The sequence below is a fragment of the Pelotomaculum isophthalicicum JI genome (genome assembly GCF_029478095.1).
GTDB classification, from domain to species: domain Bacteria; phylum Bacillota; class Desulfotomaculia; order Desulfotomaculales; family Pelotomaculaceae; genus Pelotomaculum_D; species Pelotomaculum_D isophthalicicum.
Genome location: NZ_JAKOAV010000021.1, coordinates 1 through 14,515, shown reverse-complemented (window position 1 = coordinate 14,515; position 14,515 = coordinate 1). Strand labels below are relative to the sequence as shown.

Sequence of the window (14,515 nt, the reverse complement as noted above, 5' to 3'; positions counted from 1 at the left end):
ATGGCGGGCACTGGTGAACCGGGCTGGTTTAAGGGTTCAAAATGCTGCTTCGGGACACAAAAGATCATGGTTATTCTACGATAATCTAGTTTATTCATGATAATAACGGAACAGACAGGTCATAGAGTCTTCTTTTATCCAGCAAGTGAATGAATTTTTCTACCAGTTGAGGATCAAATTGTGTTCCTGAACAGTTCCGCAGTTCATTTATGGCTTCCCTCTGGGTCATTGCCTTGCGGTAAGGACGGTCGCTAATCATGGCGTCATAAGCGTCAACAATGGCCAGAATACGGCATTCCAACGGTATTTCCTCACCCTTTAAGCCAAGGGGGTATCCCTCGCCGTTCCACCACTCATGGTGTTTCAGGACCCAGTCGGCAATCGGGACAAGATCCGGCGCGAGTATGGCAATACGGTGGCCGATTATACAATGTTGCCTCATTTCAGCAGTCTCTTCAGCATTTAAAGGGCCAGGTTTAAAAAGAATGCTGTCTGGCACTCCCACCTTGCCGATATCGTGAAATTGTGCCAGAAGGCGCAAGTCGGTCACACTGCGTTCGGGCAAATCGATAGCTGAAGCCAGATCTACTATCAGGATCTGTAACCGGTCCGCGTGCTCTTCTGTCATAAAATCCCTTACCTGAAGCATTTTCATCAAAGTTTGCACTACGGCGCTGCGTGTGCTTTGGGCCTGGTGGAGCTTTTCACGGTACATTTTGTTGTCTACTTCTTTAAAGAGTTCATTGATACTCACTGAAAGATCTCTTCTTGCGGCAAAACCGACGGAAATGCTGAGCGGCAACTCCCGGTTTGTTTCGTTATAACTATCTATGGTGCGCTTTATTCTGTTACAGGCTTCTTCAACAGTATTCTCTTCACTGTTAGGAATAATTGCGGCGAATTCGTCGCCGCCAATTCTTGCTACCATATCGCTTTCCCGAAAGGAACTTTTGATGATACGGGCAGCTGTCAGCAGTAAGGCATCCCCGGCTTCATGGCCAAGTGTATCGTTGACAAATTTAAGTCCGTCCACATCGCAAACAATAATACCCACCGAATTACCGCGTCCTGCCTCTATCCTCCGCATTTCCTCCTCAAAATAAGCGCGATTATGCAGGCCGGTGAGAGTATCATGTAGGCTTATATGTTTCAGGCGTTCTTCAAGCTGCTTTTGTTCAGTAATGTCACGAATAGTCTCAATTGCTCCAACGATCCGCTTTTCCTTGTCAAAAAGCGGTGAAGCGATGCCCCAAATATAGGCGCCCTTTCCTCCATGCATGTCAGGCAAATATGTCTGCCCATGCAAAGTGATACCTTTTCTTTCGAAGCAGTCATAAAAAGAATCAGGATCAAAATCGGTGTTGAAGGCAAAATCAACCAAACCCGGGCGGGGTCTTCCGTGAAAAGGAATTGAATACACATAATCTCCTTTGCCCAGCATTTGTTCTTTTGGCATACCGGTCATTTCTTCGATAGCCTGGTTCCAGGCGATAATCTTCCTATCCTTACCGATAACAAAAGTGGCATCCGGGAGGAATTCAATAATATCCTGAAGTTGCTGGTTCGCCACCGCCAAGTCTGCCTCTTTCTTCTGCAGTTTCTCATACTGCTGCCTGAGTTCTTCCTCTGTAGCAATCAATTCTTCATTTATGGCTGTCAATTCCTCGTTAGCTGATATCAGTTCCTCGTTGCTCATTTGCAGTTCCCGCTCAGCCTGCTTTCTCTTCGTGATGTCCGTGAGCATTCCCAACGAGCCAATAAAGCGGCCGTTTTGGTCAAAAAAGGGGGTGGCGGACACTATCGCCCAAAATGGTGAGTTGTCTTTGCGGCGGTACTCGATTTCGTATTGTTCCCAGATTCCTAATTTGCGGCGTTCCATGGCGTTATTAACATCGGACCATTGTTTTTTGTCTATATAATCAAAATGAGACCGCCCGTTCATTTCTTCAACAGTAGAGCCAAACATTAATGCCAGTTTTTCATTGGCGAAAGTTGTCTGATGGTTGGCATCCAATATCCAGATGCCCTCATTGGCGGTTTCGACAATTCGCCGGTACCGCTCCTCAATGTTATACTTGTTTTCCAAGTTATTTAACCAGTGCTCAACTTCGCATGCACTACTTTTTTGGTTTAGAAAATAATTTGGCGGCAAATAATAAAAGTTGTGGTGAATATGGCTGCCATGCACCAGTATCGGGTGAGTCATAATCACTTCTTTAATGATTTCCGGAGCGGTTTCTTTACGGTTATACTGGCAAATGGATACACAAGGATATTCCGGGAAGAAATAATTTAGCTTAGCCTCGTATTCTATTAGCTTGCTCGCATCTGTTCCAACCTGGAGAAACCGGGTCATTTCTCCGGTTATACGTATGGCATTATAGCCTTCGTGCATTGCCTTAGCTGTTTCTTTTTTTAATAATGAAATCATTTGGTCAGGGTCAAATATGCCATCTTCCGGTTGGATTTCGGTTATTGTCAGGATGACAAATTGCCCTGATGATTCAACAGCAGCTACATTGACACCTTCTTCATTTAAAAAGACGCGTATTTGGTCAGCAGTGCTTGCGTCCGCGATATAAATACATTTGTCACCCTGCTCGAGACCCAGGAGAAAAAACGGGATGACAATATCATACCATTCTTCCGGCGTGTCATAAATCAAGCAAAGGTGATTATGGGGCTTGATCATTTGAAGAGCTTCCTTCTTTATGCTAATATCTTTTTGTTGATGAAGCAAATTATTTTCCTCCCGGTGATATCATGATTTTTATGAATTATTTGTTTTTCGGCAAAATTATGAATTCACCTGCAAAAACTTGTCTTTATTGTCGAAAAAAGTTGTAAAATATAATAGACTATTTTTGATATGCCTTACGTGCCAAATTCAAGCGGGTTCACTGGAATTTTAATAATATGATATGGAGGTAAAATTCATTGAGCAAGATAGAAATATTAAAAAGAATAACTAGTTATTATATTAATTCCAATGATTTTAATGGAATCCCTTATGATGAGATAAAAATAGAATATATGGATTTAAATGAAAATATGTTGAAAACAATAATAGTTGATTTAATCAAAGAAAAAAAGATAACATTGAATTATACAATAAACCCTTATATTAAACAATATAATGATTTTCCAATTACACAACAAATTTCTGTATTAAATAATAATACTATAAAACAAATTTGCCTTTATCCTACTGAAGAACATTTAACTACTACTCTGGAAGAAATAAAATACAGCGATAAACCCTTTACCAATATGTTGTATCTTGGAAAACCACAATTAGAACCATTGTTTTTCGAAATGAGTATTTTGAATGATTATTTTAATGAATCCGGGTACCATATTAATGTTATATCTGATTATTCGGGTTCTATAGCTTATAATTATAAAGACAGGTGTAAAAAGGATAAAATTTTACTACCGGTATTTGAATTTGGATATGTTAAAAAAAGCAAGGAAAAAGTGGTTGCAGCTTGTCTTAGGCATCTCAATATTCTTTCTGTAGAACATCAAAGTAAATGGATGTCCTATTTGATAACAGGCGAGGAGTGTCAAACTGTATACGGTGGTTATCATAATTCTATTTTCGGTGAGTGGGTTGAAAATGCATCAATTTATGAGGCTTTCATTGAGGAATTATTTCATATTAATGAAATGTCGCTGAAGATATTTGGTGAGAGAATATTTAAGGAGGATTTTAAAAAAAACAGACCGGAGGGCTTCAGGCCGCTTTTTATTCCAAATAAAAAAAATTATTATGAATTTGTTCATGTTCTGGATAATATGATGTCTGAAAATATAAATATTGCTTTCTTTGCGGAGGTTCAAGCTGTTGACAAAAGCACAATACAACTCCTTGATGAGTGGCTGAGAAAAAAGGTCAGGCTGCTTGATGATAAGGACTATACTGATATTATTAATCCTTTTATCAAGGTTGGTATTATTAAACAAGAATTAGCGCGTGGTATAAATAATAATCATTTTAATAAGGAATATATTAGTGAGCAAAGATTATTAATTAAAGAAACATATGAATCTATAAAGAAAGTCAGAATGTTATTTGCCGATCATCCAGCCATAAAAGGTTATAAAATACCAGACTGGTTAAATAGAGATAACCTAATAATATTCTAGTCTTAATTTTCCAGGATATATTTGAAAGCGCTAAGCGCTGCTTTTGCACCTTCTCCCGCGGCAACGATAACTTGTTTTTCAGGCGCGGTGGTTGCGTCTCCTGATGCGAAAACCCCTGGCACGGAAGTATTGCAACTGCAGTCAACAACAATTTCACCATAATCGTTTAAATTGATAAATCCACTCAAAAAATCGGTAGTGGGCACGGTGCCAATCTCAATAAAAACACCTTGCACTTCCAGGTTCGTTTCCCTGAAAGGCTCCCTAACAGACTTGAGAAAAATATTTTTTACGGTTTGCTCACCGTTAATGCTTAATGTTTGATACCCGGCCATTTTAGTAAGATTCGGGGCATCTTTGATTTTATCGCTTAAAGCAGGGTCGCTTTTCCAGTCATCCAGAGAGACAACATATACGTGGCTAGCTATTTTAATCAAGTCATATGCCGCTGTAATTGCGGAATTGCCTCCGCCGATTACCGCCACTTTCTTACCCTGAAAAAGTGGAGCGTCACATATGGAGCAGTAACTTACCCCTTTGCCGATAAACTCCTTTTCCCCAGGCACATTTAACCACCGGGGCTGTTTGCCGGTGGCTATGATCAATGTTCTGGCAAAGTATTGCTGCCCGCCTTTCGTGGCAACAATAAAATTTTCTTTTTGACTCCCGGCGGAAATAACTTCATCCAATATTTTTTCAACGGGATACTCGTTAACCTGCTCCTCAAATTTTCTCATTAGCTCTTGGCCAGTGATTAGCTGAAATCCCATATAGTTTTCCACCTCACTGGTCCGTGCTATCTGACCTCCCCATTCCTTACCGATGAGCAGCGTTTTTAGTTTTTTGCGGGCGGCGTATACAGCAGCTGTCATCCCTGCCGGGCCCATACCTACTATTGCGACATCGTACAAGATAAAACCTCCATTTACTACTGTGAAAATAAAATTTTATTATTAACTTTGCCCAGTTGTCCAAGATTATTCATTATTAAACAACGATCTTTAAATATAGCCTTTGTTTGACAGAAATTTATTTTCATTATAATATATAAATTGAAAATATAATAATTTCCTCGTTAGGTGAGGCTTCTACATGGACCATATGCCACTGCCCGGAAAAGTCGAAAGACTGTAACGGGTCAACAGGTATTACCGGCTTAAGGTTTTATCTAATGTGGCTGAGATTATTTCTCTAGCTATGTACGTGCCAAAGCTCAAACGAGAGGGGAAAGGGATTTACTGGGAACAACCCTTTTGATACCTTCCTCAGGGTTGTTTTTATTTTGTTTTTAATTAACTGCTATCAGGAAAAAAAATTGATTAAAGATGGCATATTAACAAAAAGGAATTCCACGCCCGGAGTTAGGAGGTGCCTTCAAGTGAAATTACAAGGAGAATTTTTTATCAGCACCTTCCTTGGTAAAAAAATTTATGACGCCGAGGGCAAAAAGGTTGGGACTATTAGGGACCTTGCCGTGCTTTGGGATGGGGTATACCCGAGAGTAACCGGGATTAAATATGAAAAAGGAAACCAAAAGATCATTAATATTTCAGAAATAAATACATTTTATAAAAAAGGCCTTTTTTTAAAAAATAAGTTTGATCTTATGAATAACGCCAACATCCAGGAGAATGAACTTTTTGTCAAGAAATGGCTTCTTGATAAACAAATTGTAGATATTAAAGGCTCAAAGCTTGTTCGGGTTAATGATATCCAACTTTCCTGGCTTAAGCGCAAAGATACTTATGAGATTATGCTAAGCGCGGTGGATGTTGGTGTGCGCGGTTTACTCAGGAGGGTTTTCGGTTATGACCCAAAAACAGAGCGGTTGCCTGTTAGCCTGGTTGGCTGGCAGTATTTAGAGCCGATCCGTACAAGGACGGATAATATAAAACTTTCCGAAACCACCGACAAATTCAGTAGGCTGCACCCCGCTGATATCGCCGAGATTATAGAAGAGCTTGATCACTACGAAAGACCGCACTTTATCAATAACCTGGATGATCAGACTGCTGCCGAGGCGCTAGGCGAAGTAGACCTGGACACACAGGTCAATATTATTGAACGCATGGACAGTGAGCGCGCCTCCCGGATCCTTGAGGAAATGGCACCGGACGAGGCCGCGGATTTGCTCGGCGAATTAACGCAGGAGAAATCGGATGAACTGCTGAATTTGATGGAGCCTGAAGAAGCGGAAGATGTGCGGGAGTTAATGGAGTACCCCGAGGATACGGCCGGCGCTCTTATGACTACCGAGTTTATTGCCCTGGCATTAAACATGACCGCACAGGAGGCTATTAATAAAATTCGTGAGACGGCTCATGCGGCTGAAATGATTTATTACCTTTATGTTACGGATGCAGATGAAAAACTTTTGGGAGTGTTTTCTTTACGTGAATTAATTATGGCCCAACCCGGCTCTCCACTCCAGGAAATTATGCAGGATAGGATCATTACCGTTTTATCTAGCGACGAGCACAGGGATGTGCTTGACACCATCGTAAAATATGACCTGATTGCTGTACCGGTGGTGGATGAGAAAAGTCGCATGCTCGGAATAATTACGGTGGATGACGTTCTAAATACTATTGTACCTGACCGCAAGAACCTGGAGAGCTTTTCCTATTATATGATGCGCAAAGCCTTCGGCAGGAGGTGAGCGTGCATGAAAAAACCCTCTTTTATTAAAAAGGTAATATTTTTTCTTTCTATTTTGGGACCAGGGGTTATTACGGCCAATGTAGACAATGACGCCGGGGGTATCACTACTTACTCCGTGGCGGGGGCTACATTCGGCTATCATATGCTGTGGGTTTTTATTCCCATGGTTCTGGCGCTGTTCGTTGTGCAGGAAATGGGTGTGCGGATGGGAGCCGTGACAGGCAAAGGCCTGGCCGACTTGATACGCGAAAAATATGGAGTACGTCTGATATTATTCGCGATGCTTGGTTTGGTTCTTTCCAGTCTGGGCAATACCATCGCGGAATTTGCCGGTGTAGCTGCGAGCCTGGAAATATTTAATGTTAACAAATATATATCGGTACCGGTTTCCGCGTTAGTTGTATGGTGGCTGGTAGTTAAGGGAACATACCAAAGGGTAGAGAAAATATTTTTATTTGCCTCGGCTTTATATTTTTCATACGTAATTTCAGGTATTCTGGCTGAACCACCCTGGGATGTCGTGTTAACAGAAACGGTAACCCCTCATTTTACGTTTGACAGCCAGTACCTGGCCATGTTAATAGGCCTAGTTGGTACAACCATCGCGCCTTGGATGCAGTTCTACATTCAATCGGCTGTAGTGGAAAAAGGGATCACGATCAAAGATTATAAACTTTCGCGTCTCGATGTCATCACTGGTGTGATTATGGTCAATGTGGTGGCTATTTTCATTGTAGTTGCCTGCGCGGCGACACTGCATAAAAACGGCATCGCTATCGAAACAGCCAAAGACGCGGCCAGCGCCTTGATGCCGTTGGCCGGACGCTGGGCTTCTGAGTTATTTGCTTTTGGCTTGTTCAACGCTTCTTTGTTCGCAGCATCAATTTTACCTCTTTCAACCGCTTTTCTTATTTGTGAAGCCCTTGGTTTTGAAGCAGGTGTAGATAAGACCTGGGAAGATGCTCCTGTTTTTTACTGGCTATATTCTTTTCTTGTGGTTGCCGGCGCCGGGATTATTCTTATTCCGAATATTCCTCTGATTCCAATAATGATTTGGTCCCAAGTGATAAACGGCGCATTATTGCCGCTGGTGCTGGTGTTTATGTTAAACTTAATCAATGACCGTGACTTGATGGGTGAGCATGTAAATTCCCGCGTGTTTAATTTGATCGCTTGGGTGACCACTGTCATAATGATTATTTTAACAACTCTCCTGGTTATCTCTTCGATAATACCCGGGTTGTTCCAGTAGGACCCGTCTGATCTTTTCTACCGTTCAACCTTTATTCACCAAAGAAATCAGCGAACGCCATTTTAAGGGAAAACTCTTGTTAATAATCACCATGTAGATCTAGATCTACAATAATATGTATATAAAGATTATATAAATATTGGATATGGATACTTGTTTTTTAAAATTGCATCACTATAATATAAACAGTGCAGAATACTATAAAAAACCCAGGTGCCTTTTGGAGCATTCTGGGGTTTTGTTTTGGAGGAAAAATAGTGTTTAAAGGCTCGATAAATGGTTCCTTAACTCCTTATGGAGAACAACAAAAAAAGTTGACCTTGCGGGCTACCCCGTCTCAGGTTCTGGTGGTGGGATTCGCATCGGTTATTCTGACGGGAGCTGTTTTGCTTACAATGCCGTCAGCCGTGCAACCTGGTCAGGAAATTAGCTTTTTAACCTCCCTTTTTACGGCCACGTCGGCTGTTTGTGTCACCGGGCTAGTGGTCGTTGACACCGGCACTCACTGGACCACTTTGGGACATGTGGTCATTCTGGCTTTAATCCAGGTAGGCGGTTTGGGGTTTATGACAATGGCTACTTTCTTCGCTATGCTGCTGGGCCGCCGGATTGGCCTCAGGCAAAGGTTGATTATCCAGGAGGCGTTGAATCAGACAAATGTAGCCGGTATAGTGAGATTAGCCAAATACGTGCTCTTGTTTACTTTTACCACCGAGTTTGTCTTCGCCATGCTGCTGGCAATCCGCTGGTCGTCTGACCTGGGCTGGCAAAAAGGGATTTGGTACGGTTTGTTTCACTCGGTTTCGGCTTTTAACAACGCCGGTTTCGATCTGTTCGGAGATTTTAAGAGCCTGACCGGGTATACTGAAGATATCACGGTAAATCTATGTATTACAACTTTAATCATTTTAGGCGGTATCGGTTTTAGTGTCATAGTCGACCTTGTTCAGCACAATAAAAATTTTAGGCGTTTGTCCTTGCATACAAAAATGACTTTGTCAGTTACCGGACTTTTATTGATCGCAGGAACACTGATAATATACTTTTTGGAAATGGATAATACTTTAAAACCGCTAAGTCCGGTTGGCAAGACTTTAGCCGCTTATTTCCAGGCGGTTACGCCCCGGACGGCGGGATACAATACACTTGATACGGGGGCGTTACGTTCAGCCACGCAGTTTTTTATCGTGATCCTGATGTTTATCGGCGCCTCGCCGGGTTCCACTGGAGGAGGCGTGAAAACCACTACCGTGGGTGCCCTGGCCATTGCTGTCTGGTCAATGGCTAAAGGGAAGGAAAACGCTGAAATATTTCACCGGCGGATCGGGCAGGAGCAGATTTACAAGTCGATCACCATAGTTATATTGGCGATGGGCTTGGTTACAGTAGTTTCTTTGTTATTATCCATAACAGAGAATGCGGATTTTCTAACAGTATTGTTCGAAACCACTTCAGCCTTCGGCACAGTGGGCTTGACCATGGGCCTTACCCCCAAACTAACCGTGGCCGGGCGCTTATTAATTATCATGACTATGTTCCTGGGCAGAGTGGGTCCTTTGACTGCGGCTTTTGCCTTGGCCCAAAAACGGGGTAAGGCATCACTTATTTACCCTGAGGAAAAGATAATGGTCGGTTAGGTGTTGCAGTTGAAACACAACTCCAATTCTCTCTGCATATGCTATTAGAAATATAACATTGTTGCTATTTAGTTTTTTTGTTTTCGCCGATTTCACAGGGGGTATTACAGATGAAGATCGGGGATATAGTAACCAGGAAAATATACGGAGAGGACATGCAGTTTTGTATAATTGGTTTTTATACAAACCAGGCTACCGGGGAAAGAGTTGCTATTCTTGCCATTCTGGACCCTAGTTTAATTGTGGAGGCTTCAGTACAAGACCTTGCTCCAATTTCCGCCCGTCACCTATTCGCTCTGACAGCGCCTTTTGTACACTAAACTGCCGGGAGGCAGTTTTGCCGTAAACTGGAGGTAGAGGCCGATAACACTATACATTGTAAAATTTAGTTTTGCTAAAGGGATATTAAAACTAACCTTGAATTATACTACATGAACAAGTAAAACAAGAGCTTACTTTTGTCAAGCTCTTGTTTTACTTGAAAGTGTTCCAAACATTGGATCATGTTTTTAAGATGTCGGAGGGAGAGCGGTATCAATGGGTAGAGACGAGACTAATCTTGGCATCGCCGAAGCTGCGGTTAAACTTGCCGGAAAGCAAGGGGCCGAACAGGTCGAAGCTTATATCAGCAGACAAAAAGAGTTAAATATCGATGTGAGAAATGGTCATGTGGAAACCATGAAATTCGCGGAAGACAGCGGCCTGGGTCTGAGGGTTATTTGCGGCACGAGATCTGGATTCTCTTATAGCACTGATTTAAGTGTTGAAGGAATAAAGACGACTGTGCGGCAGGCGCTGGCTAACTGCGGCAAGACAGCCTTAGATCCATATCACTCCCTGCCTGCCCCTGACATGGTCTATCCGGAACTGGACTTATATGATCCTGATATTAGAGAGGCCACGATTGAAGCAAAAATTGATCTGGCCAGATCTATGGAACAAACCGCGCTGGACTACGATCCCAGGGTGAAAATTATTGAAAGCGCCACATATCAGGATGGAGAAGTGTTGGTAACGATCGTGAACAGTCGTGGTATGAAATTAACCTGCCAGCGTGGATACTGTGGCATTTATTTGGCGTTAGCGGCAAGTGAAGGCCATGATACTCAGAATGGTTTTGCCCTCGACTACCGGTTAAAATATAAACAATTAAACCCGGACAAAGTTGGCCGGGAGGCTGCACAGAGAGCTGTGCGCATGCTGGGTGCGACTCCGTTTCCTACAAAGAAAACGATCGTTGTGCTAGACCCGTATGTTGCAACAAACTTTTTGAGCTTGATTGCCCCTGCGCTTACCAGCGAAGCAGTGCAAAAAGGGCGTTCATTATTTGCCGGTAAAGTCGGCGACAAAATGATATCTGAGAAATTAACGATAATTGATGATGGCGCTCTGAATAGTGGGATTGCATCAACCCCTTTTGACGGTGAAGGGGTTGCTACTGCGAGTACCGTATTGATTAAAGATGGAATTCTCCAGGGATTCCTTTACAACAGCTACACAGCGGCTAAAGAGAATATGCGTTCAACCGGCAATGGGGTGCGCAGTTCCTTTAAGGGTACTCCGGAAGTAGGAACCACAAACTTTTTTATCGATACTGGTTCTACCCCGGTTGATAATATGATTAAAGATGTCACCGATGGAATTTACATCACTGAGGTGATGGGAATGCATACTGCCAATCCAATTTCCGGGGATTTTTCAGTTGGAGTGGCCGGATTATGGATTGAAGAAGGAAAATTAACAAAACCAGTACGTGGTATGGCCTTGGGTGGAAATATCATCGATCTTCTTGCTTCAGTTGACGCTGTCGGAAACGATTTGCAGTTTTATGGCAGTAAAGGTTCACCGACTCTACGGTTGGCGGAAATGACTGTAAGTGGTCAATAGTTTAGCCAGATTAACTTCTCTTTTGAATAAATAGCAGTTCTATGGTAGAATGTTTCCAGTCGGTAAGAGGTGTTATTAATTGAAGATACTAGTGCTTAACGGTCCGAATCTAAACTTGCTTGGTAAGCGTGAGCCGGCAATATACGGTAATCTTAGTTTGGAAGAGATCAATAATAATTTGTCGGTATTAGCTGCCGAATTAAGGGTTGATATTAGCTTTCAGCAATCGAATCACGAAGGTGATTTGATCGATTTGCTCCATCACGCCGTGGGTGAAGTTGACGGAGTGATCTTTAACCCGGGGGCGTTTACCCATTATAGCTACGCCTTGCGCGATGCTGTCGCAGCCGTTGGAATCCCTACTATCGAAGTACATCTATCCAATATTTACGCGCGTGAGGATTTCCGGCGGCATTCTGTGGTCGCTCCGGTTGCCGCGGGACAAATCAGCGGGCTTGGCGCGAACAGTTACCTGTTGGCATTGCGGGCATTAGTTGAACTAATGCCCTGTTGGAGGAAAAATGATGCAAATGAAAATGCAAGTTCGGATAAATAAATTGCAAGAATTGTTGGCGGCTGCTCAAATTGAGGCGCTTTATGTAACTAACCCGGAAAATCGTTATTACTTAAGCGGTTTTACCGGAACAGACGGCGCGCTATTAGTATGTCGGGATAAAACTTTCCTGCTTACAGATTTTCGCTATTTGGAGCAAGCGAAAGATGAAAGCCCGGGAATGACAATAATAGAGGTAAAAGATTCTTACGCTGAGGCGCTGGCCTCGATTTTGGCAGAAAATAAAATTTCCAGTTTGGGTTGTGAAGGGGAGCATCTAGCCTACAATCAATTTCTTATGCTAAAGGATAAATTAGTTAATCTTGAAATAAAAGAGAAAAGCGGACTAGTGGAAAAACTCAGATTGACTAAATATGATGATGAGATTAAAAATATTGCAGAAGCCGTACGCCTTGCTGAACAGGCGTTTGAAAAGGTATTGCCCATTATAAAACCAGGTGTGTCTGAGCGGGAAGTGGCTTTGCAGTTGGAGTATTCAATGAGGTGTATGGGCGCGGACGGGGCAGCTTTCGATATTATTGTCGCATCCGGTCCCCGGTCGGCGCTTCCGCATGGTGTGGCTTCCACCAGGAAATTGCGTGAGGGGGATTTGGTCACCCTGGATTTCGGGGCGGTTTATCATGGCTATCATTCAGATATTACCAGGACTGTCGTTATTGGAGAACCGGGTCCAAAACAACAAGAAATATATTATATTGTGCTTGAAGCCCAGATGCGGGCTATCGAAGCGATCCGCAGCGGCAGGCGGGCGTCGGATGTTGACCGGATAGCCCGTGATGTTATTGCTGCGAAAGGTTATGGTGAGCGGTTCGGACACGGCACCGGGCACGGGCTTGGCCTAAGTATACACGAAAACCCCAGGTTGTCGTCGAAAGATGATACTGTGTTGCGGCAGGGCATGATAGTTACGGTTGAACCGGGTATTTACCTGCCGGACTGGGGTGGGGTGAGGATTGAAGACACTGTTGTGGTGGAGGAATCTGGTTGTAAGGTCTTAACCGGAATACCAAAGGATAAGCTTATTAATCTATTAAATTTATCATAAATTATCAGGAGGCGGGAGCGGTGATATCAACCAACGATTTTAGAACAGGACTTACCATTGAACTCGAAGGAGATGTCTTCCAGGTAATTGAGTTCCAGCATGTTAAGCCTGGTAAAGGTTCAGCCTTTGTACGTTCGAAGCTCAGAAACGTACGTACTGGAGCCGTTGTCGAAAAAACGTTTAACGCTGGTGAAAAAATACCCAAAGCCAGGATTGAGCGGCGTGAGGTCCAGTATCTTTACAACGACGGAAAAGACTTTAATTTTATGGATATGGAGACTTATGATCAGTTGGCGATGACTGCCGACCAGCTGGGTGATGCCGTAAAATATCTGAAAGAAAATATGAATATCCACGTATTAACTTTCCAGGAAAAATCCATCGGTGTGGAACTGCCGAACTTCGTTGAGTTGGAAGTTACTGAAACAAGTCCGGGTATCAAGGGTGACACCGCCTCTGGTGGTTCTAAACCGGCTACCCTGGAAACCGGGGCGGTAGTCCAAGTGCCTTTTTTCATTAATGTGGGGGACAGGCTTCAGATTGACACCAGAACAGGAAACTATATTAAACGGGCATAATTGACAAACATGTTTAAAGCCCCCTGATTATTGACATACTATATAGGACCTACCAAAGTCAATAAACCAGAGGGGGTACAGTGTGAATGAATGATTTGAAATCAAGAGTAGCTTACCTGCAAGGATTGTCGAACGGGCTTGAACTAAGCCCCGATTCAAAAGAAGGCAAACTTTTTCATGGAATTATTGAAGTTTTAGACGAATTTGCCGATTCATTTGGTGATCTGGAAGAGGGACAGGAACAGCTTGAAGATTATTTAGAAACAATCGACGAGGACCTGTACCACCTGGAAGATGAATTGTATGAGGATGACGAAGTAAACCATATCACCGGCAAAAGAAATTTTATCGAAGTTAAGTGTCCCGGGTGTGGTGAAACAGTTTATTTTGATTCCCATATAACTGAAGATAAAGATGTGGTGGAAATTACCTGTCCTAATTGTGATGAAGTGGTTTTTGTAAATGACGAGGATTATCAGATCGATGAAGAACCTGAAATGCTGGAAGGGCAGACAACCGGTAACAGGTCAATGACAAATGAGGAAGATATTTAAAATATGTCTTAACGTATTGATTTGAAGCGGCGGCTACAAAGCAGCCGCTTCTTGTTCGCCCGGCATGTCTGCCGAGCCAATGGGTTGAAAGAAACCCTGTCACCTAACCAGCGGGAAGACAACCTGTAGACAAGGGCGTCACTGGCAACGGTGGGGTCTGAAGGAAGTCGAAGGGGGA

12 protein-coding genes and 1 riboswitch are annotated in these 14,515 nt (G+C 42.9%); of the genes, 10 read left to right on the top strand and 2 right to left on the bottom strand.

Features of this window, described 5'->3' with window-relative positions; genetic code table 11:
- Positions 1 to 94 precede the first annotated feature (94 nt).
- A complete protein-coding gene (locus L7E55_RS11360) occupies positions 95 to 2,740 on the bottom strand; it encodes an MEDS domain-containing protein (RefSeq protein WP_277444352.1) in 2,646 nt (881 codons plus the stop codon).
- Between the two features lie 197 nt (positions 2,741 to 2,937).
- Here L7E55_RS11360 and L7E55_RS11355 point away from each other — a divergent pair, with 197 nt between their 5' ends.
- The gene (locus L7E55_RS11355) at positions 2,938 to 4,149 is read left to right on the top strand and encodes a hypothetical protein (protein ID WP_277444351.1); all 1,212 of its coding nucleotides are present in this window, start codon (positions 2,938 to 2,940) and stop codon (positions 4,147 to 4,149) included.
- Positions 4,150 to 4,151: 2 nt separating this feature from the next.
- Here L7E55_RS11355 and L7E55_RS11350 read toward each other — a convergent pair whose 3' ends face one another.
- Positions 4,152 to 5,060, bottom strand: a complete 909-nt coding sequence (locus L7E55_RS11350) for an NAD(P)/FAD-dependent oxidoreductase (protein ID WP_277444350.1) — start codon at positions 5,058 to 5,060, stop codon at positions 4,152 to 4,154.
- A gap of 153 nt (positions 5,061 to 5,213) precedes the next feature.
- Positions 5,214 to 5,382: riboswitch (M-box (ykoK) riboswitch) on the top strand.
- A 145-nt stretch (positions 5,383 to 5,527) separates the two neighbouring features.
- Between L7E55_RS11350 and L7E55_RS11345 the strand changes: the two genes are divergently transcribed.
- The 9 genes from L7E55_RS11345 to L7E55_RS11305 all read left to right on the top strand — a co-directional run bounded on the left by L7E55_RS11345 (position 5,528) and on the right by L7E55_RS11305 (position 14,337).
- The gene (locus tag L7E55_RS11345; RefSeq protein WP_277444349.1) at positions 5,528 to 6,808 is read left to right on the top strand and encodes a magnesium transporter MgtE N-terminal domain-containing protein; all 1,281 of its coding nucleotides are present in this window, start codon (positions 5,528 to 5,530) and stop codon (positions 6,806 to 6,808) included.
- Between the two features lie 6 nt (positions 6,809 to 6,814).
- Positions 6,815 to 8,062: an NRAMP family divalent metal transporter gene (locus tag L7E55_RS11340; protein ID WP_277444348.1), complete on the top strand. Its 1,248-nt coding sequence runs from the start codon at positions 6,815 to 6,817 to the stop codon at positions 8,060 to 8,062.
- A 257-nt stretch (positions 8,063 to 8,319) separates the two neighbouring features.
- A complete protein-coding gene (locus L7E55_RS11335) occupies positions 8,320 to 9,699 on the top strand; it encodes a TrkH family potassium uptake protein (protein ID WP_420852041.1) in 1,380 nt (459 codons plus the stop codon).
- A gap of 110 nt (positions 9,700 to 9,809) precedes the next feature.
- Positions 9,810 to 10,019, top strand: a complete 210-nt coding sequence (locus tag L7E55_RS11330) for a sporulation peptidase YabG (protein ID WP_277444347.1) — start codon at positions 9,810 to 9,812, stop codon at positions 10,017 to 10,019.
- A gap of 217 nt (positions 10,020 to 10,236) precedes the next feature.
- Positions 10,237 to 11,586, top strand: coding sequence for a TldD/PmbA family protein (locus L7E55_RS11325; RefSeq protein ID WP_277444346.1), 1,350 nt, complete (start codon positions 10,237 to 10,239; stop codon positions 11,584 to 11,586).
- A gap of 79 nt (positions 11,587 to 11,665) precedes the next feature.
- Entirely contained in the window at positions 11,666 to 12,142 is a 477-nt protein-coding gene (aroQ, locus tag L7E55_RS11320) for a type II 3-dehydroquinate dehydratase (RefSeq protein ID WP_277444345.1), read from the top strand.
- Positions 12,123 to 13,205, top strand: a complete 1,083-nt coding sequence (locus L7E55_RS11315; RefSeq protein WP_277444412.1) for a M24 family metallopeptidase — start codon at positions 12,123 to 12,125, stop codon at positions 13,203 to 13,205. The genes aroQ and L7E55_RS11315 overlap by 20 nt, the downstream gene beginning before the upstream one ends.
- A 20-nt stretch (positions 13,206 to 13,225) precedes the next feature.
- A complete protein-coding gene (gene efp, locus L7E55_RS11310; RefSeq protein ID WP_277444344.1) occupies positions 13,226 to 13,783 on the top strand; it encodes an elongation factor P in 558 nt (185 codons plus the stop codon).
- Positions 13,784 to 13,869: 86 nt separating this feature from the next.
- Positions 13,870 to 14,337 (top strand): CD1247 N-terminal domain-containing protein, encoded by a 468-nt coding sequence (locus tag L7E55_RS11305; RefSeq protein ID WP_277444343.1) that lies wholly within the window; start codon positions 13,870 to 13,872, stop codon positions 14,335 to 14,337.
- Positions 14,338 to 14,515 lie beyond the last annotated feature (178 nt).

What these genes read in the sequence shown, in the direction of transcription:
- L7E55_RS11305 (WP_277444343.1), top strand. Translation starts at nt 13,870, where the DNA reads ATGAATGATTTGAAATCAAGAGTAGCTTACCTGCAAGGATTGTCGAAC.
- L7E55_RS11325 (WP_277444346.1), top strand. Translation starts at nt 10,237, where the DNA reads ATGGGTAGAGACGAGACTAATCTTGGCATCGCCGAAGCTGCGGTTAAA.
- L7E55_RS11340 (WP_277444348.1), top strand. Translation starts at nt 6,815, where the DNA reads ATGAAAAAACCCTCTTTTATTAAAAAGGTAATATTTTTTCTTTCTATT.
- L7E55_RS11330 (WP_277444347.1), top strand. Translation starts at nt 9,810, where the DNA reads ATGAAGATCGGGGATATAGTAACCAGGAAAATATACGGAGAGGACATG.
- L7E55_RS11315 (WP_277444412.1), top strand. Translation starts at nt 12,123, where the DNA reads ATGCAAGTTCGGATAAATAAATTGCAAGAATTGTTGGCGGCTGCTCAA.